The sequence below is a fragment of the Zhihengliuella sp. genome, assembly GCF_031178195.1.
Taxonomy (GTDB): Bacteria; Actinomycetota; Actinomycetes; order Actinomycetales; family Micrococcaceae; genus Zhihengliuella.
Genome location: NZ_JAPSJL010000013.1, coordinates 1 through 21157 on the forward strand (window position 1 = coordinate 1; position 21157 = coordinate 21157).

Sequence of the window (21157 nt, forward strand, 5' to 3'; positions counted from 1 at the left end):
CCCCGCGGAGGCGGCGGAGAAGGCCCATCAGGAGATGGCGACGGCGATCGGCTGATCCCACGCTCGCACGATCCCTCCGGCCGGGAGGGGGTGGATCATCCACCCCCTCCCGGCCGCTCGTGCCCCTCGGGGGCGGCCCTTCCTCATCGGCCGCGGACGCGCTAGGATGTGGTGAGCATCACGGAAAGCGGATTCCCGTGACGATTGCCGGGAAGTGAAACGTTACAGACTGCTGGAGCGCCGGCCTGACGACGGCCGCAGCACTGCGAGGAGGAACAACGATGGGGACCAAGGACAAGAAGCGGCTCGCCCAGGCGGTGGCAGTCGCCGCCGTGTCGGCGCTGGCGCTCACGGCGTGCGGCGGCGGTGGCGAGAGCGAGGATGGCAAGGTCCGCCTGACCTTCGCCTGGTGGGGCTCGGATGACCGGTCGGAGCTGACCGAGGAGATCATCGCGGCCTTCGAGGAGCAGAACCCGGACATCGACGTCGTGGGCTCCTACTCCGACTGGAACGGCTACTGGGACCGGCTCGCGACGCAGACCGCCGCCGGCGATGCGCCGGACGTCATCCAGATGGATTCGCAGTACCTCCGCGAGTATGCCGACCGCGGTGCCCTGCTGGACCTCTCAGGGGTCGATGTCTCCAAGTTCGACGAGAGCGCCGTCGACAACGGGCGGACCGAGGAGGGGCTCTTCGGCATCACCACCGGCGTCAACTCGCCGACCATCCTGGCGAACCCGGCCGTGTTCGAGGAAGCCGGCGTCGCGCTGCCGGACGACACGACGTGGACCTGGGACGACTACGCCGAGATCTCGCAGCAGATCTCCGAGGCCACGGACGGCAAGTACGGATCCTCCGGCCCGTCGGAGCCGCTCGGCCTGCAGGTCTGGCTGCGTCAGCAGGGCAAGGCCCTCACCACGGAGGAGGGGACGCTCGGCTTCGACCAGGCGGACGCCGCCGAGTACCTCCAGCACCACCTGGGCCTGATGGAGTCCGGCTCCTACCCCGAGGCCTCGATGCTCTCCGCCGACCAGACCGTGAGCGTCGACCAGTCGCTCATGGGCACCGGTCAGTCGGCCATGGCGCAGTACTGGACCAACCAGGTCAGCACGATCGCCTCCGCCTCCGGGGCCGACATCCAGCCGCTGCGCTTCCCGTCGCCGACCGGCAACGCCGAGGACGCGGGCCTCTTCTACAAGGCCTCGATGCTGCTCTCGGCCTCCGGTCAGACGGAGCACCCGGAGGAGGCGCAGCAGTTCATCGACTTCTTCGTGAACAACGTCGAGGCCGGCCTGATCGGCGGCACCGAGCGCGGCGTCCCCGCCAACAGCGAGGTCCGCGAGGCGGTCATGGCGGAGCTCGAGGGCCCGGACAAGGTCTCCGCCGAGTTCGTCGAGGAGATCGAGCCGGAGCTCGGCCCCTCGGAGCCCATTCCGCCGCAGGGCTTCTCCGAGCTGCAGAACATCGTCTTCCGCTACGAGACCGAGGTCTACTTCGGGCGCCAGTCGCCCGAGGAGGCCGCCGGGGCCATGATCGGGGAGATGGAGCAGGCCATCGCCTCCTGACCCGCCTGAGGCGAGGGTCACCGCCACGAGGAAGGTCCTCTCGCCCACTGGGCGGGAGGACCTTCCTCGTGGCGAGTCGGTGCCGTCGGACTCCGTGCGATGGTTCACCGCCGGACGGGAACCCGCCACCGTGACCCGCGCGGGGTCCCGTCAGGCGGGAGTCGGACTCCCGTCGATCCGACGGTTCAGGCGGCGCGGGTTGGCCTCCTGCAGGTCCGCCGGCAGGAGTGCGTCGGGCAGGTTCTGGTACGCCACGGGGCGGAGGAAGCGCTCGATCGCGAGGCTCCCGACCGACGTCGTCCGGCTGTCCGAGGTGGCCGGGAACGGGCCGCCGTGCACCATGGCGTGGCCGACCTCGACGCCGGTGGGCCAGCCATTGGCGAGGATGCGGCCGGCCTTGCGCTCCAGGACGGGGAGGAGCCCGCGGGCGGCCTCCCGGTCGGCGTCGGTCAGGTGCAGCGTGGTGGTCAGCTGGCCCTCGAGCCGCTCGGCCGCCTCCCGCAGCTGCTCGGCGTCGTCGTACCGGACGACGAGCGACGCGGCGCCGAAGATCTCCTCGTGCAGCACCGGGTTCGTCAGGAAGGTCGCGGCGTCGGTGCCGAGGACGACGGGCGCGGGGGCGTTCCGGGTCGCGCCGTCCGTGCCCCGGCCGACGACGTCGACGCCGTCCTGCCCGGCGAGGGCCTCGACGCCGGACTGCCAGGATCCGCAGATGCCGCGCGTCAGCATGGTCTGTCCGGTGCAGGCCGCCGCCGCACGGCCGACGGCGGCGACGAAGGCGTCTCCGGCATCGCCGGCCGGGACGAAGACGAGGCCGGGCGCCGTGCAGAGCTGCCCGCTCGACCCGGTGACGGAGCGGAGGTAGGCCGTCGCGAGCGCGTCCAGGTCGCCCTGCAGCGCCCCGTCGAAGAAGAAGACGGGGTTGATCGAGCTCATCTCCGCGTACACCGGGATGGGCTCGGGCCGCGCTGCGGCGGTCCGCATGAGCGCCGTGCCGGCGGAGCGGGAGCCGGTGAATCCGACCGCTTTGATGGCCGGATCGGCGACGAGCGCCTGCCCGATCGTCGAGCCCGGCCCGTAGACCAGCGAGAAGACGCCGGGGTGGAGATCGAAGTCGCGGACTGCGTCGACGATCGCGCGGCCCACCAGCTCGCTGGTGCCGGGGTGGGCGTTGTGCGCTTTGAACACGACGGGGCAGCCCGCCGCGAGTGCGGATGCAGTGTCGCCGCCGGCCGTGGAGAAGGCCAGGGGGAAGTTGCTGGCGCCGAAGACGGCGACCGGCCCCAGCGGGATCATGCGCTGGCGGATGTCGGCCCGCGGCAGCGGCGTCCGCTCGGGAAGGGCCGGGTCGATGCGGGCGCCGCGATGATCCCCCTGGCGCACGACGGCGGCGAAGAGCCGCAGCTGGTTGGCGGTGCGCCCGCGCTCGCCGGTGAGGCGCGCCTCGGGCAGGCCGGTCTCGGCCATGGCGCGGGCGACGATCTCCTCGCCGGCGGCCTCGATGTTCTCGGCGATGCGCTCGAGGAAGGCCGCGTGGGTCTCCGGGTCCAATGCCCGGAACGAGTCGAACGCGTCCGCGGCAGCGCGGGTGGCCGCGCCGAGCTGCTCGGTATCGACGAGCGTGTAGGCGGGCTCGAGCGACTCGTTGGTCGCCGGGTCGACGGCGACGGTGGTCTCGCCTCGGCCCTCGACCGGGGCCCCGTTGATGAGCGAATGCCCGGCGAGTGCGGTAGCTGTGCTGGTCATGGTGCTCCCTTGCTTGGTGGTGCTGTCTGGGTCAGGCGGTGGCGAGCGCGGCGTCGGCGGGGCGGATGCCGGCGGCGTCGATCAGGGCCGTCAGGTCCGCGACGTCCCGTTCGGTGAGGTCCTGCAGGGGCGGGCGGACGCTGCCGGCGTCGCGGCCGACGGCCTTCAGGCCGCCCTTGACGATCGAGACGCCGTAGCCCTTCACTCGGTCCCGGATGTCCAGGTACGGCAGGACGAACCGATTCAGCTTCTCCGTCACGGCGGCGCGGTCCTGGCGGCGCACGTCGCCGTAGAACTCGAGCGCGAACTCCGGGACGAAGTTGTACATGGCCGAGGAGTAGGTGCTCATCCCGAGCTGGAGCATCGGCAGGGCGAAGGTCTCGGCCGTCGGCAGGCCGCCGAGGTAGAAGAGTCGGTCGCCGGCGCGGGCGACGACGCGGGTGACCGCCTCGATGTCGCCGGTGGCGTCCTTGAAACCGATGAAGTTCGGGTGCCGCTCCGCCAGTCGGATCACGGTCTCGGCGCTGTAGATCGCATTCGCCCGGTTGTAGACGATGACTCCGATGCCCGTGGCCGAGCACACGGCGTCCACGTGGGCCAGCAGCCCCTCCTGGTCGCACTCGGTCAGGTACGGCGGCAGCAGGAGGAGGCCCTCCGCGCCGGCGGCCTCGGCCGCACGCGCGTTCTCGACGGCCTGCGCCGTCGAGCCGCCGGCCGAGGCCAGGACCGGGACCCGGTCCCCGGCGACGTCGACGGCCAGCTCGACCACGCGGGCCGACTCGGTGGGTGTGAGGCTGAAGCCCTCGCCCGTGCCGCCCGCGGCGAACAGCCCGGCCACGCCGTGGCTCGCCTGCCAGTCCAGATGGCGGCGGTACGCGGCCTCGTCGACCCGCAGGTCGGCGTCGAACGTGGTCACCGGGAAGGAGAGCAGCCCGTCCTTGAGCTGGTCGGCGAGTTCCTGCGGGGCAAACTGGGGCACGGCTACCGTCCTTGATCGCGCGGAGTGGGCGTGCGGTGCACGCGGGGTGTCAGTGCGAGCCTAGGAACGGATTCAATACCTGTCCAAGCCCGAAATTGGATGATCTGATGCCCTCCGTGCATCGAGGCCGTACCGGGCCATGCGTTCTACGCCGACGACGGCTCCCCGGCGTCCAGGTACTCGGCCAGCCGGGCGACTGCCGGGTTCCGCGTGCCCCGGTGCCAGATCGCGTGGAGCTCGACCGCCTCGCCGTCCGCGGAGGACAGCGGCACGTACTCGACGCCGGCGATGCCGAGCCTGCGGGCGGACTCCGGGACGAAGGCCACGCCGCGGCCGGCGGCGACCAGCGACACCATGGTCAGGATCTGGCTGACCGAGTGCACCACGTTGCCGTGCTCCACCGGCATGTGCCGGACCGCCAGGTCGTAGAAGTAGCGGGCCTTGGTGGGGGAGTGCATGATCAGCGGCTGGCCGCGCAGGTCTTGTGCGGAGACCGGCCGCTCGGTCGCCAGCAGTGGGTGCCCGGAGGGGACGGCCAGCAGGAGCGACTCGGCCAGCAGCAGGCGGGACTCGAAGTCCGCGGCGTCGAACGGCGGACGGGCCAGTCCTACGTCCAGCTCACCGCCGAGCAGGGCCTGCGTCTGCTCGGAGGTGACCATCTCCTGCAGGTCGACGTCGACGTCGGGCAGCGCCTCGGCCAGTCCCGTCAGCAGGGCGCCGAGGACGCTGAAGCCGGATGTGGCGGTGAAGCCGATGCGCAGCAGGCCGGCCTGGCCCTGCGCGATGCGCCGCGCCGTCGTCGGCGCCTGCTCGGCCGTCGTCAGCAGCCGGCGGGCGTCCGTCAGGAAGGCCTGCCCGGCGGCGGTCAGGGCCACGGACCGGTTGTCGCGCTCGAGCAGTAGCGTGCCGATCGACCGCTCGAGCTTCTGGATCTGCCGGCTCAGCGGGGGCTGGGTCATGTTGAGTCGCTCGGCGGCGCGGCCGAAGTGCAGCTCCTCCGCCACGGCGACGAAGCTGCGGACTTGGTCCAGTGTGAACACGATGCTCCCGGGGTATCGAAGTGAACCGACGAATGCTCAGATGGGCCATCCTACGGGTGGCGACCCGCCGCGGACAGCCGTCGCCGCGACGCGGTCAGATGCACCCGCATGGCGGCGGCCGCGCCGGCCGCGTCCCCGCCGGTCAGGCACTCGAGGATCTCGAGGTGCTCCGCGTGAACCTGTGCGGGGGTACTCGTCCCGGCGCCGGCCAGGCGGGCGCGCGGCATGGCGATCATGAGCGGCCCCAGTGCGGCGATGGCGTCGGCCAGGTACGGATTGCCGGAGGCCCGGGCGATGCCCAGGTGGAACGCGAAGTCGCTGCCGAGGGCCTCGGCCGGGCGGTCGGCGGCCGCGTCGAGTCGGTCCAGGTGGTGGGCCAGGTCGGCCAGGTCCGCGTCCGTTCTGTGTCCCGCGGCCAGGGCCGCGGCCTCGGGCTCGAGGGCGAGCCGGAACCCCAGCAGGTGCGCCCGGTCCTCGAGCGTCCGCACCGGGCGGATCCCCGGGGTGTCCGCCGGGTCCGGCGGCGGGGCGAGGACGAAGCTCCCCGCGCCCCGGCGCGTGTGGACCAGCCCCTCGGCCTGCAGCCGGGTCAGCGACTCGCGGACCGCCGACCGCCCCACGCCGTGCTCGGCCATCAGCCCGGACTCGCTCGGCAACCGCGTCCCCGGCGGAAGGGTGCCGTCGACGATCTGTGCGCGCAGGTGCGCCGTCAGCGCGTCGGTCCGGGTGGCCATGTCAGGCCCCGAACTCGACCGAGTCGGTGGTCCAGGCCCGCGCCTGGTCCGACAGCGTGATGCCGAGCCCTGGCCGGTCCGGCACCAGCATCCGGCCGTCACGGGTCTCGAGTCGCTCATTGAACAGCGGGTCCAGCCAGTCGAAGTGCTCCACCCACGGTTCGCGCGGGTACGCGGCCGCCAGGTGCAGGTGGATCTCCATGGCGAAGTGCGGGGCCAGGTCCAGCCCGGCATGGTCGGCGAGCGTCGCGAGTCGCAGGAACTGCGTGATCCCGCCGACGCGGGGCGCGTCGGGTTGGATCACGTCGCACGCGCGGGCGGCGATGAGCCGCTCGTGCTCGGCGACGGAGGCCAGCATCTCGCCCGTGGCGATCGGCGTGTCCAGAGCGGCGGCCAGGGCGGCGTGACCCTCGGCGTCGTACGCGTCCAGGGGCTCCTCGATCCAGATCAGGTCGAACTCCTCCAGTCGGCGGCCCATGCGCAGGGCCGTGGCGCGGTCCCACTGCTGGTTGGCGTCCACCATGAGCGGGACGCCGTCGCCGAGGTGCTCCCGGATCGCCGTCACGCGGCGCAGGTCCTCGGCGGTGTCCGGCAGGCCCACCTTGATCTTGATGCCGCCGATGCCGTCGGCCAGCGAGCGGGTGGCACGGTCCTTGATCTCGTCGATGCCGGCGTGGAGGAAACCGCCGGAGGTGTTGTAGGTCCGCACCGAGTCGCGGTGCGCCCCGAGGAGTTTCGCCAGGGGGAGCCCGGCGCGCTTGGCCTTCAGGTCCCAGAGTGCGACGTCGACGGCGGCCAGTGCCTGCGTGGCCACTCCTGAGCGGCCCACCGAGGCGCCCGCCCAGAGCAGCTTGGTGTTGATGCGGCCGATGTCGCTCGGGTCCTCGCCGAGCACCAGTGCGCCGACCTCCTTGGCGTGGGCGTACTGCGCGGGCCCGCCGGCGCGCTTGGAGTAGGAGAAGCCGAGCCCCCGGTGCCCCTCTGCCGTGAGGATCTCGGCGAAGAGGAAGACCACCTCGGTCATCGGGCGCTGCCGGCCGGTGAAGACCTTGGCGTCGGAGACCGGGGCGGCGAGCGGGAGCGTGGCGGTGGAGAGCCGCACCTGGCGGACGGTGTCGTGGGTCATGCAGGCAATCCTGCAAGTCGGCGATTTGTCGGACAAGAGGCAGGGGGCACTCGGTCCGGATCGGCATGACGGGGTGCCCCGGGAGCATGGTGCGGCGCGGGGGAGCGGCGGTGCCGCGCCCGCAGGTGCGGGCGCGCGACGGCGAGCTGCGGAGAGGGACGGCGGCGGGCCCCGTGGAGGGACCCGCCGCCGTCGTGCTCCTCACCCCGTGAGGCTCCGCAGGCCTAGAAGCGCTGCTGCGCCTGCGGGTTGAGCTCCTTCAGGTTCTTCTTCGCCTTGCCGTCGATCGACGGGTCCAGCTTGAACGTGTCGAAGCCGAGTGCCAGGTCGTTCGAGTACACGTAGCCGTTGTAGTAGTACGACGACCAGGTGCCTCCGTCGCTCAGGCCCTCGCCGCGGTCGAACCACGCGACCTCCTTCGGGTTCTTCGAGTCCGTGAAATCGAAGACCGAGGTGCCGCCCTGGTACCAGGACTGCACCATGAGGTCGCGGCCCTTGACCGAGATCAGCGAGCCGTTGTGGGCCACGCAGTTCTCGTTCTCGGTGTTCATCCGCGGGATCTTGTAGTAGGAGCCGAACTCCATCTCGCCACCGGCGATGTCGTAGATCGCGTTGGCGCCGAGCTCGGGGCCGAACTCCTCGGTGCAGGTGGCCCAGCCGCCGCCGCCGAGCTCGTCGGTGAAGACCACCTTGCTGGCGTCGTTGTTGAAGGTCGCCGAGTGCCAGAAGGCGAAGTTCTCGGTGTCGCGCACGCGGTCGATCACCTTGGGGTTCTCGCGGTCGGAGATGTCCATCAGGATGCCGTCGCCCATACAGGCGCCGGCGGCGAGGTCCTTCTCCACGTAGGTGGTGATGTCGTGGCAGCCGGACGTGGCGCTCGCGTTGCCGCGGTCGTCGCCCTCGTAGCCGCCGTCGGGGAAGAGCGACGGCTCGGAGACGACGGCGGCCGAGGCCGGGTCGGCCGTCGGGATCTTGACCACCGAGATCAGGTCGTGCGGCGGTTGGCAGTTGGCCAGGGCCTCATTGGGGGAGTACGACGAGACGTAGACGTAGAGATCCTTGCCGTTCTTCGTCGGCGCCATGGAGTTCGTGTGGGAGCCGCACTTGGTCTCGACGGCCTTGACGTACTTCGGGGCGGCCGGGTCGCTGATGTCGAAGACGCGGATGCCCTCCCAGTAGTTCTGGGTGTCCGAGGTCCGCTCGCTGCCGCAGGACGAGTCCGCCATGCGGGCGTCCACCGAAGTGACGAGCAGGTCGCCGTAGACCGAGACATCGTTCTGGGCGCCGGGGCAGTAGACCTCGACGACGGTGCGGGGCTGGGCCGGATCGGACAGGTCGTAGACCGTGAAGCCGTCGTAGTTGCCGGCGTAGGCGTAGTCGCCCTGGAACGCGATGTCCGAGCCCGTGCCCTGGAGCGCGCCCTTGCGCGGGACGTTGCTGAGGTGCTCCATGTTGTGGCTGGCCACGTCGCCGGGGGCCACATCGGGAGCGGAGGTCGCGGCGGTGACGTCCGGGGCGGAGAGCTGCTCGGCGAAGGCATCCTCCGCGAACGCGTTGTCGGGGACGAGTGCATCGTCGTCAGCGGGCACGGCCGAGGCGGGGGCGGCGGCGAAGAGGGCCGAGCCGGCGAGCAGCACGGCCGCGGCCGCTCCGATCGCCGATCGGCCCCTCGGGCGGTTCTGTTGGGATAGACGCATCGTGCGTCTTCACCTCCTAGGTCGGGTGTCTGTAGTCTGTCGGGTGAACGGCCATTCGTCCAGAACTTTTCGGAACAGTTCGTTCGGTCATGACCGCCCGCACGAGAGGACCCAGACGTGGATCGCGCTACCCCTAGTCATCGTTCAATCTTCAAGCAAAGCGAGAGTCCGCGCCGCCGTCGCCTCGTCGCTGGCGGCGCGGCCTGCCTTCTGACACTCGCGCTCGTTTCCTGCTCGGCGAGCGCGGCCGTGACCACCGGCAAGGGTCCCAAGAAGTCGGAGGCTCCGGCCTCCTCGCCCGCGGTGGTCATGCCCGGTGCGCCGGGGGAGGAGGGGGAGACGGGCTCGCCGGAGGACCTCCCCGAGGATGCCGGGTCCGACCAGTGGAATGAGGCCGACGCCCACTTCATGGCGATGATGATCCCGCACCACGCCCAGGCCGTGGAGATGACCGCGCTGGTCCCCGACCGGGCGCAGTCCGAGCAGCTCAAGAGCCTCGCGTCCCGCATGCACCTGGAGCAGGGCGCGGAGATCGACTACATGGCGGAGTGGCTCACGGCCCGCGGGCTGGAGGTCCCGCCGGAGGCCGGCGGCACGGACTCCGGCCACCACGGCCACCACGACGGCGCGCCCATGGAGGGCACGCTGACCGAGGAGGAGATGGCCGCGCTCGCGGCGGCGGAGGGGACCGCGTTCGACCGGCTGTTCCTCGAGGGGATGATCAAGCACCATCGCGGCGCGCTGACTATGTGCCACGAGGTCCAGGTCGAGGGGATCGACCTGACCACGCAGGAACTGGCAGCCCACATCGCTTCCGGCCAGTCGGCCGAGATCGCACGCATGCAGGATCTGCTCGCCGCGCTCCCGGAGTGACCAGCGTCGCGACCCGTCACCCGGGTGGGCCAGGCGGGCCCGCGGCGTTGAGCTCCTCGTAGATCCCGCAGGCCCCAGGCCGCGGGCCGCTCGGCGAGCGCGGCGACCAGTTCGGCCGGAGGCTCCGCGCTCGCCGACCCGGCGTAGGCGCCGGTGGGAGGCCGGGTCAGCGTTCGCTGACGGGCTCCGGGCTGTGCAGCTCCGGATGTGACCGTCCGGACCACACCTTGATGATCGCCCAGCTCGCGGCCGTCAGCGGCACGGCGAGGATCGCGCCGATCAGGCCGCTCACCACGGTGCCCATCGTCAGGGCGAGCAGGATGACGAGCGGGTGCAGGCTCAGCGTGTGGGCCATGACGATCGGCTGCAGGAAGTTGCCCTCGAGCTGGTTGACCAGGATGACCACGCCCAGCACGATCAGGGCGACGACCCACCCGTTGGCCACGAGTGCCACGAGGGTGGCCAGCACGCCGGCGACCGTCGCACCGACCATCGGGATGAACGAGGCCAGGAACACGATGACGGCCAGCGGCAGCGCCAGCGGGACGCCCAGGAGCAGCAGGGCGAGGCCGATGCCGACGGCGTCGACGGCGGCGATGATCGCCGTCCCGCGGATGTAGCCCCCGAAGGTGTCCAGCGCCTCGTCGCCGGAGGCCCGCCACTTGGGCAGGTGCGCGTCCGGCATCCAGGACAGGAAGAAGCCCCAGATCTTGTCCCCGTCCTTCAGGAAGAAGAACAGGATGACCAGGAGCAGGACAGTGCCGGTGAGGAAGGAGCCCGCCGCCGTGATCCCGCTCAGGGCGCCGGCGCCGAACTGACTGCTCGTCAGCCAGTCTGCGACGGTGTTCACCGAGTCGTTCAGCGCGGTGTTGAACTGGTCCTGGCTGACATCGAACGGCAGATTCCGGGAGATGTCCTGGACGGTGGACTGCAGCTGCGTGAAGCCCTGCACCGCCTGATCGACGAGCCGCGGCCACTCGCTCATCACCGAGACCACCAGGCCCCAGCCGAGGCCGCCGAGCACCACGATCGAGCCGAGGAAGACGGTCCACGCGGCGAGCAGCGGGCTCATGACCCTGCGCAGCCGCGCCACCAGCGGCCACAGGGCGCACGCCAGGATGAGGGCGATCAGCAGGGGCAGCACCGCCAGACTGACGATCCGCGAGCCCCACACGATGACCGCGATGATCGCCAGCACCAGCAGGACCTGGGCGGAACGCGTCGCCGCCGAGCCGAGGAAGTCGCCCCACATGCGGGCGACGCGATCCGAGTGGGTCCGCGCGGCCGGGCGGGACACCGGCGGCCTGCTCGTTGCCTCCAGACGACGACGGCGGAAGAGTCCCATGGGCATGACGCTCCTTCGTGGGGTGGCGCATTCTCGGTCCCCTCCGTTCGGGGAGGACCTGCGGATGGACGAAACTGTGTTCAGGCTACAGCGGCGGGAGCCCGGAAGCCGGTAGGCCCCGGGCCGAGCGGCCGTCCCGGCGGAGTGCGCCCGCCGGGACGGCCCGTCGGCTCAGGCCTCGGCCTGGCCGCGCCAGAGGTCGACGCCGGTCTCCCCGGACGTGATCCGGTCGATCAGGTGCAGCTCTTCGTCGGAGAACGGGGACGCGTCGAGGGCGCCGAGATTCTCGTCGAGCTGCGCCGTCGACGACGCGCCGATCAGGACCGAGGTCGCCCCGCCGTCGCGTAGCAGCCACGCGAGCGCCATCTGCGCGAGCGTCTGGCCGCGCTCCTCGGCGACCCGGGCGAGGTTGCGGACGATCGAGAGGTTCTCCGGCGTCAGTCCGCGCAGGGAGGTGCGGCCGCCGCTCGGGGTCGCGTTCTCGTCCGTGAGGTACTTGCTGGTCAGGAGGCCCTGGGCCAGCGGGGTGAACGCGATGGAGCCCATGCCCTCCCGCTCCAGGGTCTCGAGCAGGCCGTCCTCGACCCAGCGGTTCAGCAGCGAGTAGGAGGGCTGGTGGATGACGAGCGGCGTGCCGAGGTCGCGGGCGACCCGCGACGCCTCGGCGGTGCGCTCGGCGGAGTAGGAGGAGATGCCGACGTAGAGGGCCTTGCCCTGGCGCACCAGCGTGTCGAGGGCCCCGATGGTCTCCTCGATCGGGATCTCGGGGGAGGGGCGGTGGGAGTAGAAGATGTCGACGTACTCGAGGTTCATGCGTTTCAGCGAGGCCTCGGCCGAGGCGAGGAGGTACTTGCGGGAGCCGCGGCTTCCGTACGGGCCGGGCCACATGTCCCAGCCGGCCTTCGAGGAGACGACGAGCTCGTCGCGGTACGGCGCGAAGTCCTTGGCCACCATGCGGCCGAAGTTCTCCTCCGCGCTGCCGAAGGGCGGACCGTAGTTGTTCGCCAGGTCGAAGTGGATGATGCCGTGGTCGAACGCATGCCGGAGGATCTCGCGCTGGAGATCGAAGGGGCGGTTGTCGCCGAAGTTCCACCAGAGGCCCAGGCTCAACGGCGGGAGCATCAGGCCGGAGCGCCCGACGGCGCGGTACCCGATCGCGTCGTAGCGGTCCTCGGCGGCGACGTAGGGGCGGTGCGTCTCGACGACGCGGTCACAACGGAACTCTTCCACGGGGAACTCCTCGAAGTATGGGGTCACTGTGTGTCGTCCGCCCTGGGGCGGACGTCGGCGGGGCCGCCGGGAGCGGGCCCGCGGGCCGGTGCTGTCGCAACCGGCCCCTGGGCGCATTCTGCCACCGGACATGAGAGAAGCACCGGCCGGATGCGGACAAGGAGGCGATAAAACCGCATTCGACCGGTGCTTCGTGATCACTCGCACCTTGAGAAGGTGGAACCAGCCTAGGATGCGTTTCTTGGAACGGGCTGAACATCAGGTCGGAGTGCCCTGTGGCCTCGGGACTGCCGCCGGCGCCTCGCTGCCGGCCGGCGACACGCCGGAGAAGCAGCGCAGAAACAGCGCAGAAAGGGACGGGCCGGCCCCGGTGGGCCGGCCCGTCCGCCGTCGCACGCGCCGGGGCTCGAGCGGCTTTCGCCGACCGAGCCCCGGCGGATCAGTAGTTGGAGGGTGGATCGGAGCCCGGGAACGACTCGTCGGACCACTCCTCGACGAGCTGCTCGTCGTGCTGGTGCTTCAGCTCCTCGTCGGGGACCTGCACCGGATCGTCCTCGGACTTCGCGTTCACGTCGTTCCGATCGAGGTCCTGTGGGTTCGTACCGGGTGCACTGTTGCTCACGGGTGTCTCCTCTCCATTGGTGACTCCAGTCTGCGTCCAGATGCGCCGCTTGGCCAGAGGACCGGCCGCCGATGGCACTGCTTTGAGCAACCTCCCAGTGACCGTCCAGCTCCGGGCGGCCGTCGGGCGCAGGGGCGCGCTCCGGGGGCTCGGACGGGCCCCGCAGCGTGGATGCTCACCCGTTAAACGCAGAGGCACCGGTCGGCGGTTGGGGGAAACCGTTGGTCCGACCGGTGCTCTCATCACTCGCACCTTCATGAGGTGATTCCACTGTAGGAAGCGGACCTTGGGCCGTCCTGTGAAGCGAGTGTCAGCGCGGTGGGAATCTCAGACGGCGAACGCCGAGCGCCCGGTGATTGAGCGGCCGATGATCAGCGCCTGGACTGTCTCGGTGCCCTCGTATGTGTGGATCGCCTCGATGTCCGCGAGGTGTCGCGCCACCCGGTGCTCCAGCAGGATGCCGTTCCCGCCCAGGAGGTCGCGGGCGTTCGCGGCGATCGCGCGGGCCGTCCGGGTGCAGGTGTACTTGGCCAGCGATGCCTGCTCGGGCGTCAGGGAGCCGGCGTCCGCGCGGGCCGTCATGTGCCGCACCATCAGCTGCAGGGTCACCAGCTCGGACTGCATCCGGGCCAGCCGCTCCTGGACGATCTGGCTGGCCGCCAGCGGCCGGCCGAACTGCACCCGCTGCTGCGCGTACTGGACCGCCGTCTCGTAGCAGGCCGTGGCGTGCCCGACGGCGGACCAGGCCACGCCGAGGCGCGTCGCGAAGAGCACCCGGGCCGTGTCCTTGAAGCTGCCCGCCCCGGGGAGGACGTGCGTGTCCGGGACGAACACGTCCTCCATGCGGACGTGCGCCTGCCAGATGGCGCGCAGACTGAGCTTGTTCTCGATCGTCGTCGCGGTGTAGCCCTCCCACTGCTGCTCCACGAGGAAGCCGCGCACCGCGCCGTCGTCCTCGGTCCGCGCCCAGACCACCGTGACGCCGCCCTCGGGGGTGTCCGCGAGCGAGGCGTTGCCGATCCACTTCTTCTCCCCGCTGAGCCGGTAGCCGCCCTCGACCCGCGTGGCCCGGGTCTCGAGGGACACCGAGTCGGAGCCGTGCGCGGGCTCCGTCAGGGCGAAGGCGCCCCACACCTCGGCGCGGGCGAGCCGCGGCACCCAGTGCGCGATCTGCTCCGCCGAGCCGCAGTACGCCACCGAGCGGAGCGCGAGGCCGCCCTGCACGCCGCAGATGGTGCCCACCGAGCCGTCGGCGCGGGAGAGCTCCATGTTCACCAGGCCCGCCGCGAGCGTGCTCATCGGTGCGAATCCCTCGACCTCGACGCCGTCGCGCAGCAGGTCGAGCGCACCCAGGCGGCGCCCCAGGTGCAGCGGGTAGTCGGCGCGGTTCCAGTAGTCGTCGATCACCGGGCGGACGTCGTTCAGGCCGAAGTCCCGGGCGCGGGACCAGTACGCGCGGTCGGCATCCGGCACGTCGGCGAAGACGCCGGCCGGGTCGACCTCCACGTCGCCCCAGACCTCGTACGACGGCGCCTCCACGCCGTGCGGGAAGGAGTCAGCCTCCGGGGCGGGCGACGGGGCGGAGTGGGTCTCGGGGTTCATGGGTGCTCCCTCTGCGGAGGCCGCGCGCGGCGGCGGACGTGGTGAGACCACTATCGATGAAACTCAGTTCCAGGTCAAGGAACTGAGTTTCATCCCGTTTCGCCGAGCCGGGTCGCTCGTGTCGAGCCGGGGTTCCTGCGGGTCGGGGGCCATCACTCCGCCTGCGCCGTCGGAGGGACGGGGCGGTCGCGCAGCTGGGCCCGGACGGCGTCCAGCACGGCCGCCTCGTCCAGGCTCCCGTCGGGCGCGGCCTCCAGGACGGTGACGACGACGCCGGCCGGGCGGCGCGGGCCCGGCGAGGATCCGGGCGTCCCGCCGGTGGTGCCTTCGCCGGGGCCGCCGGCTGCGGACGGGATGCGCAGCAGCTGCCCGACGACGCGGCGCAGGTCCGACTCGAGGCTCGCGCGCGCGGCTGCGGTCGCCGCGGCCGCCTGGTCCTCGGAACGCAGCCACTGCCGCAGCCGCGTGTTGTGGACCGCGACGATGGCTGCGGCGAGGGCGGCCGACGTCGCGTCGTCGTCCAGGAGCGGGCGCAGGGCACGGCGGAAGGCGCGCTCGTAGCGGTGGGTGCTGACCAGCTCGCGGTCGCGCAGGGCCGGGACGGCGGACAGGAGCCGGTGGCGCAGGCGGGAGACCTCGGCGTGGCCGGTGTGGTGGTCGAAGACGGAGAGGGCCGTGGTGAGGAGCGTCTCGAGGATCCCGGCGTCAGGTGCCGCGGAGCGATCTCTTTCCGCGAGGTCCTCCGGGCGAGATCCCGCAGCCGCGCCGTCAGCGGGCACGGGCTCGGCGCGCTCGCGCAGCGGCGCGAGGCCGTGCTCGACGGCGGCCAGGATCCCGTCGAGGTCGGCGAAGACCATGCCCTCCTTGGAGCCGTAGCGGCGGAAGAAGGTACTGCGGCTCATGCCGGCGGCGGTGGCGAGCTGGTCCACGCTCGTCGCCTCGAATCCGTCGCTGATCAGCAGGCGCAGCGCGTCCTGCGGGATCGCGGAGTCCGTCATGACGGCGAATCTAGCACGCGCTCCTCCGCCCGTTCGTCGTCGCGCACGTGCCGGAAGCCCAGCGCGAGGACGCCGCCGAGCAGGGCGGCGCAGCCGGGGAGCAGCAGGGACTGGCCGAGCCCCGTGGCGACCGCGTCCGCGAGCTCGGGTGGGATGGCGCCGGCGAGGAGCTCCCCCGGGTCGCCGACCCCGCGCGCTGCCGCCGCGGTGCCGTCTCCCGGCGCGGACGCCGCGGCCTGGTCCGCCACGCTGGCGGAGATCCGGGCCTCCATCAGGAGCGCGACGAGGGCGGAGCCGACCACGCCGCCGAGCTGGCGGGACGTGTTGTAGATGCCCGAGCCGGCGCCGGCGTTCGAGTGGTCCAGGTCCCGCGTGGCGGTGAGCGAGATCGCCGGCCAGACGAAGGCGCTGCCAGCGCCCATCAGGGCGGCGGGGAGCAGCAGCCAGAGCAGGGGGACTCCCAGCGGCAGGACCAGGCCGTAGCCGATGATGGAGCCGCCGAAGCAGAAGAACCCCAGCGCTGCCTGGATCCGCGGGTCGCGGCGGTTCACCAGGGAGCCCGCGTAGCGGGCCAGCAGCGCGCCGACCACCGCCATGGGCGCGATCAGCAGGGCCGCGACTGTCGGCGTCGTCCCGCGCACCGACTGGAGGTAGAACATGATCGGGATGTTCAGGCAGTAGATCACCAGGCCCATGCAGGTGACGGCGGCCGTGGCGAGCGTGAAGTTGCGGTCGCGGAACAGGCCGAGCGGGACCAGCGGGTCGAGCCACGGCCACCAGCGGCGCTGCACCGACTGCCAGAGGACGAAGACCACCATGATGACGGCACCGGCGGTGATCAGATGCCAGATCCCGATCCAGCCGACCACCGGGCCCCAGTCGTACGACTCGGCCTCCTGCAGGCCGAAGACCAGGAGCAGGATCCCCACCGCGGAGAGTCCGACGCCGAGCCAGTCGACTGTGCGCGCATGCGTCTCGAGGGTCGGGACGGCGACGACCACGCGCCAGTACGTCACGACGCCGATGGGGACGTTGACGAAGAAGATCCACTCCCAGCCCAGGGAGTCGGTCAGGACGCCGCCGAGCAACGGTCCCGCCAGCGAGGCGATGCCCGCGATGGCGCCCCAGACGCCCATCGCCGCGCCGCGCCGCCGGGCGGGGAACAGGCGGGTGATGAAGGTCATCGACTGCGGGGTCATCAGCGAGGCCCCCAGGCCCTGGGCCACGCGGGCGACCACCAGAGTGGTCAGGTCCCCGGCGAGCCCGCACGCGAGCGAGGCCAGGGTGAAGACGGCCAGGCCGGCCAGGTAGAGGTTCTTGGGGCCGTAGCGGTCGCCTAGCCGCCCGGTGATCAGCATGGGGACCACGAGCGCCAGCAGGTAGGAGCTATGGACCCAGACGACACCCGAGACGCCGGCTCCGAGGCCGCTCATGATCGCCGGCATGGCGGTGGTGACGATCGTCGAGTCCACCAGGATCATGAAGAAGCCGATGGCCAGCGCCCAGAGGGCGCGCCATGCGGCGCGGTCCTCCTGCGTGATGGCCGCGTCGGGGGCAGCGGGGTTCACGGCACCAGGACGGAACCGTCGATGCAGGTGACCGAGTGGCCCGCGAGCCAGACGCCCTCGGCGTCGCGGTACGGGTAGAGGTCCCCGGCCCGGCCCACGCGGGTGCCCTGCCGGACGGAGTACGCGTCCTCGGCCAGGCCCTCGGTCATGAGCCAGCGGGCGAACCCGGCATTGAGGCTTCCGGTCACGGGGTCCTCGGGCAGGGCCTCACCCGGGCAGAAGGCCCGGACCTCGTAGTCGGCGGGGGCCTGCTCGACCGCGGAGCCGAAGGCGCTGAGGTCCATGGCCGCGGTGTCCGGAAGGGGCTCCAGCTCGGCCCGGGCACCGCTCGGGCGGACGGCCTCCCGGGCAGGATCCCGGCGGAGCACCTGCTCGGCCCCTGGGCGGGAGTACGGGCCGATGACCCCGACCTCGAGTCCCTCGAGCGCGGCGAAGTCCGGCTCGATGCGCAGCACGGTCTCCGCGTCCTTGAGCAGGAGCCCGGCCCAGTGCGGCCCGTTGACGAGCCACTGGTGCGCCACGACGTCGTCCGCCCGCAGGCCGAGCGCGGAGAGCGCCCAATCCAGCACGTCGTCCTCCAGCGGGCCGGTGCGCACGAATTCCGGCCCCTTCAGGGCCAGACGCGGGCTCGCGTCGGTCGACTCGATCCTGATCTCGATCAGGCCCGCGCCGCACTCCTGGACCAGGACGCCGGGCCGCGCCGGCCGTCCGCCCGCCTCCAGCCAGGCGTGCGCCGTGCCGAGCGTGGGGTGGCCGGCGAAGGGCAGCTCGGTGGTCGAGGTGAAGATGCGCACCCGGTAGTCGGCCCCGGGGCTGGTCGGCGGGAGCACGAAGGTGGTCTCGGCCAGGTTGGTCCAGCGGGCGAAGCCCTGCATGTCCTGCGTGCTCAGCCCGGATGCGTCCAGCACCACGGCCAGCGCGTTGCCGCGGTACGGCGCGGTGGAGAAGACGTCGACCTGTTTGAAGGGGACAAGAGCCATAGGTGAATCGTGGCACAGGGGGCCCGTGCAATGGCTACCGTGGCCCAAGATGACCGTGGATCCGGCCACGGACACGGTCCATCCCCGCAGTCGGATATGCCACGCTTGGACCATGCGATCTTTCGTCCCGACTGCCCCCGCAACAGATGAGCCGATCATCGATCCGGACCGGTTCGGCGAACCGGACCCGGGGATGGGCAAGCTGACCGAGGAAGTCGTGGCCGGTCTGCCCGCCTACGTCCAGCCGTGGGTCGGCGCCGGCATCGCAGTCGTCGTCGCGTTCGTGCTCACCTGGGTCGGCGCCGCCGTCGTGAACCGGGTCCTGCGGCGCAGGCCGCTCCTGCGCGACGACATCAAGCGGGCCCGCTGGCCCCTGTTCCTGCTGCTCAGCTGCGTCGGCACGCTGGGCTCGTTCGCGGTGACCGCTCCGGTGGCCGACTGGCGCGGCTCGGCCGACTTCCTGCTCCTGGCCACGATGATCGCCGCCTTCGCCTGGCTGGTGACCGTCCTGCTGCACCTCGTGGAGTCGATCCTGCTCTCCAAGTACCGCAGCGAGCAGTCCGTCGACGCGCGGCACATGGCCAAGCTGCGGACGCAGGTCTCGCTGCTCCGGCGCGTCGTCGTCGCGGCCGTGCTGGTGCTCGCCGTCGCCGGCATCCTGCTCCTGATCCCCGAGGTGCGGGCGCTCGGCGCCGGAATCCTGGCCTCCGCCGGCCTCATCTCGGTGATCGCCGGCATGGCGGTCCAGTCGACGCTCTCCAACGTGTTCGCGGGACTGCAGCTGGCCTTCACGGACGCGCTGCGCGTGGACGACACCGTCCTCGTGGAGGGCTCGCGCGGCAACGTCGAGGAGATCACGCTGACCTACGTCGTCGTGAAGCTGATCGACGACACCCGCATGATCCTGCCCTCCACCTACTTCACCACCACACCGTTCCGGAACTTCTCGCGCGGGACGGACGACGTGTCCGGCGGCATCGAGATCGAGCTCACCTGGAAGGCGCCGGTGGACCTGCTCCGGAAGCGGCTGGAGGAGACGGTCGCCGCAGACCAGGCCTGGGACGGCCGCGACGCGAGCCTCGCCGTCTCCGATGCCAAGGGCGGGCTCATGACCGTCTTCATCTGGCTCACCGCGCGCAATGCCGGCGACCTGTGGAACCTGCAGAACAGTGTGCGCGAGGAGCTGCTCCGGACACTGCAGCAGCAGCATCCGGACGCGCTGCCCGAGCCGGTGATCCGCGGGGGTGGCGCCTGACCGTCTGAACCTGACGGCGGGGGCCGAGGATCGGGAGTTCGGGCCACGCGGCGTCGGCTGACCGGGTCCTGACCCGCCGATGGGGCAGAATGGACCGGTGCCGTTCGACCAGCCCTCCGCCCCCCAGCAGCGGGAGACCCATCCCTGCCTGCGGCGCGTGGTGGCCGACTCGAGCGACCGGGTGGCGTGGCTGCGGGCTCGCACCCGGGGCATCACCGCGACCGACGTCGCCAAGCTGTCCACGCCCCGCAGCATCGAGGCCGCCGTCGCGGCGAAGCTCGGCGGCTCCGGATTCACCGGGAACCCGTACACAGAGTACGGGCGCACGCGGGAGCCCGTAATCGCCGACTGGGTCCTGCGGCACCACGGGATCGAGCCGAGCAGCCTCCTCTTCCACGCGGAGACCGAGGTCCGCCACCTCGCGACCCCGGACGGCATCGCGATCCGACCCGACGGACGCGTCGAGCTCGCCGAGATCAAGACCACCAACAAGGTCTGGCGCTCCATCCCCCGCCACTACCTCCGCCAGGTGTGGTGGCAGCAGTACGTGATCGGCGCCGAGCGCACGCTCATGGTCTGGGAGGAGCACCGGGACTTCCGGCCGCTGCACGACGAACCCCGGATCCAGTGGGTGGACCGCGACGACGAGCAGATCGCCGACCTCATCCGCAACGCGAATCGGCTGATCGACCTCCTGCACCAGCGGACCGTCGCCATGCAGCAGTACGCCGCGCGCCGGGCCGACTACGGGCCCGCCGCGCTCAACTACTGACGCCGGGGCCGCACGCGCGCGGGACCGGCCTCAGGGCCCGCCCGGAACCAACCCCGAGCCGGGGACGTCGCGGCCCTGAAGTCCGCGCCTGACGGCCCTGAATTCCGGCCGGAGCGCTCGGCCGACACCGGTCCTGCGCCTAGTCTGGCGCCATGGAGACCCACGATTCGTCCGATGCGCCCCGACGTCCCGGCCGCTCCGGGCCGAGGCCGTCGCGCACGATGGTCCTGGCGGCGCTCGGCCTCGTCGCGGCCCTGGCGGGCGTGCTGTACTTCGGCCGGCCGCTGCTGCCATTGTTCAGCGACCCGCAGGTGGCACGGGAGACCATCGGCGGGCTCGGCGCGTGGGCTCCCCTGGCCTTCATCGGCCTGCAGGTCGCGCAGGTCGTCATCGCCCCGCTGCCGGGGCAGGTCAGCGGCCTGATCGGCGGTCTGCTGTTCGGGCCGTGGCTGGGTCTGCTCTACACGATGACCGGCGCGTTCATCGGCTTCTGGCTGGTGTTCGTCCTCGCCCGCCGGCTCGGCCGGCCGTTCGTCGAGCGCTTCGTCGAGCCGGCGACGCTGGAGAAGTTCGACGCGCTGCTCGCCCGCCGCGGTGCGTTCGTCCTGTTCCTCATCTACCTGCTCCCGGCCTTCCCCGACGACGTCGTCTCCTTCGTGGCCGGGTTGAGCACCCTGCGGATCCGGACCCTGCTCCTGGTCTCGCTGGCCGGGCGGCTCCCCGGCTACCTCGTGCTCGGCTTCGCGGGGGAGGGGCTCACCGGCGAGAACATGAACCCGATCGTCGTCGGCGGGGCCGTCCTGCTGGCCCTGGGCATGGTCGCGCTCTGGCAGCGCCGCTGGATCCACGAGTTCGTCGCCAGCGAGGACCACGCCGCGTTCCTGCGCGCGTCGTGGCGGTTCTCCCTCGGCTGGACGATCGTCCTGGGGATCGGCCTCGCCGGCCTGGTCGCCTTCCTGCTCTGGGCGGCCCTGGTCCCGCCCGTCCAGTGACGAGGTCCGGTGCACCGGCCCCGTGCGTGAGGC

18 protein-coding genes are annotated in these 21157 nt (G+C 71.6%); 5 read left to right on the plus strand and 13 right to left on the minus strand.

The window, feature by feature from the left end; translation table 11 throughout:
- Nucleotides 1–281: 281 nt before the first annotated feature.
- Entirely contained in the window at nt 282–1565 is a 1284-nt protein-coding gene (locus tag RIN46_RS13945; protein WP_309080870.1) for an extracellular solute-binding protein, read from the plus strand.
- 150 nt (nt 1566–1715) lie between these two features.
- Here the strand turns inward: RIN46_RS13945 and RIN46_RS13950 are convergent, their stop codons facing one another.
- The 6 genes from RIN46_RS13950 to RIN46_RS13975 all read right to left on the minus strand — a co-directional run bounded on the left by RIN46_RS13950 (nt 1716) and on the right by RIN46_RS13975 (nt 8887).
- A complete protein-coding gene (locus RIN46_RS13950) occupies nt 1716–3311 on the minus strand; it encodes an aldehyde dehydrogenase (NADP(+)) (protein ID WP_309080871.1) in 1596 nt (531 codons plus the stop codon).
- A 31-nt stretch (nt 3312–3342) separates the two neighbouring features.
- A complete protein-coding gene (gene kdgD, locus RIN46_RS13955; protein ID WP_309080872.1) occupies nt 3343–4290 on the minus strand; it encodes a 5-dehydro-4-deoxyglucarate dehydratase in 948 nt (315 codons plus the stop codon).
- 146 nt (nt 4291–4436) lie between these two features.
- Nucleotides 4437–5330 carry a LysR substrate-binding domain-containing protein gene (locus tag RIN46_RS13960; protein WP_309080873.1) on the minus strand — a complete coding sequence of 298 codons (894 nt, stop codon included), beginning with the start codon at nt 5328–5330 and terminating at the stop codon, nt 4437–4439.
- Between the two features lie 50 nt (nt 5331–5380).
- Nucleotides 5381–6064 (minus strand): FCD domain-containing protein, encoded by a 684-nt coding sequence (locus RIN46_RS13965; RefSeq protein ID WP_309080874.1) that lies wholly within the window; start codon nt 6062–6064, stop codon nt 5381–5383.
- A 1-nt stretch (nt 6065) separates the two neighbouring features.
- Nucleotides 6066–7190: a mandelate racemase/muconate lactonizing enzyme family protein gene (locus tag RIN46_RS13970; RefSeq protein ID WP_309080875.1), complete on the minus strand. Its 1125-nt coding sequence runs from the start codon at nt 7188–7190 to the stop codon at nt 6066–6068.
- Between the two features lie 224 nt (nt 7191–7414).
- Nucleotides 7415–8887, minus strand: a complete 1473-nt coding sequence (locus tag RIN46_RS13975) for a hypothetical protein (protein WP_309080876.1) — start codon at nt 8885–8887, stop codon at nt 7415–7417.
- Nucleotides 8888–9136: 249 nt separating this feature from the next.
- Between RIN46_RS13975 and RIN46_RS13980 the strand changes: the two genes are divergently transcribed.
- Nucleotides 9137–9760, plus strand: coding sequence for a DUF305 domain-containing protein (locus tag RIN46_RS13980; RefSeq protein WP_309080877.1), 624 nt, complete (start codon nt 9137–9139; stop codon nt 9758–9760).
- Between the two features lie 166 nt (nt 9761–9926).
- On the opposite strand, the gene RIN46_RS13985 is transcribed toward RIN46_RS13980, so the two are convergent.
- The 7 genes from RIN46_RS13985 to RIN46_RS14015 form a co-directional block, all read right to left on the minus strand.
- Nucleotides 9927–11111 (minus strand): AI-2E family transporter, encoded by a 1185-nt coding sequence (locus RIN46_RS13985; RefSeq protein WP_309080878.1) that lies wholly within the window; start codon nt 11109–11111, stop codon nt 9927–9929.
- Between the two features lie 165 nt (nt 11112–11276).
- Entirely contained in the window at nt 11277–12335 is a 1059-nt protein-coding gene (locus RIN46_RS13990) for an aldo/keto reductase (RefSeq protein ID WP_309080879.1), read from the minus strand.
- Between the two features lie 439 nt (nt 12336–12774).
- Nucleotides 12775–12957 (minus strand): hypothetical protein, encoded by a 183-nt coding sequence (locus tag RIN46_RS13995; RefSeq protein WP_309080880.1) that lies wholly within the window; start codon nt 12955–12957, stop codon nt 12775–12777.
- Between the two features lie 327 nt (nt 12958–13284).
- Nucleotides 13285–14559: an acyl-CoA dehydrogenase family protein gene (locus RIN46_RS14000; RefSeq protein ID WP_309080881.1), complete on the minus strand. Its 1275-nt coding sequence runs from the start codon at nt 14557–14559 to the stop codon at nt 13285–13287.
- A gap of 152 nt (nt 14560–14711) precedes the next feature.
- A complete protein-coding gene (locus RIN46_RS14005) occupies nt 14712–15557 on the minus strand; it encodes a helix-turn-helix domain-containing protein (protein WP_309080882.1) in 846 nt (281 codons plus the stop codon).
- Nucleotides 15554–17125 carry a DHA2 family efflux MFS transporter permease subunit gene (locus tag RIN46_RS14010; protein ID WP_309080883.1) on the minus strand — a complete coding sequence of 524 codons (1572 nt, stop codon included), beginning with the start codon at nt 17123–17125 and terminating at the stop codon, nt 15554–15556. The genes RIN46_RS14005 and RIN46_RS14010 overlap by 4 nt, the downstream gene beginning before the upstream one ends.
- Nucleotides 17122–18105: a PhzF family phenazine biosynthesis protein gene (locus RIN46_RS14015; RefSeq protein ID WP_309080884.1), complete on the minus strand. Its 984-nt coding sequence runs from the start codon at nt 18103–18105 to the stop codon at nt 17122–17124. Before RIN46_RS14015 ends, RIN46_RS14010 begins: the two co-directional genes overlap by 4 nt.
- 112 nt (nt 18106–18217) lie before the next feature.
- Between RIN46_RS14015 and RIN46_RS14020 the strand changes: the two genes are divergently transcribed.
- The 3 genes from RIN46_RS14020 (at nt 18218) to RIN46_RS14030 (ending at nt 21124) form a co-directional block, all read left to right on the plus strand.
- Complete coding sequence (locus tag RIN46_RS14020) at nt 18218–19360, plus strand: mechanosensitive ion channel domain-containing protein (protein WP_309080885.1); 1143 nt, start codon at nt 18218–18220, stop codon at nt 19358–19360.
- A gap of 97 nt (nt 19361–19457) precedes the next feature.
- Entirely contained in the window at nt 19458–20132 is a 675-nt protein-coding gene (locus RIN46_RS14025; protein ID WP_309080886.1) for a YqaJ viral recombinase family protein, read from the plus strand.
- Nucleotides 20133–20284: 152 nt separating this feature from the next.
- Nucleotides 20285–21124, plus strand: a complete 840-nt coding sequence (locus RIN46_RS14030; RefSeq protein WP_309080887.1) for a TVP38/TMEM64 family protein — start codon at nt 20285–20287, stop codon at nt 21122–21124.
- Nucleotides 21125–21157: the final 33 nt, after the last annotated feature.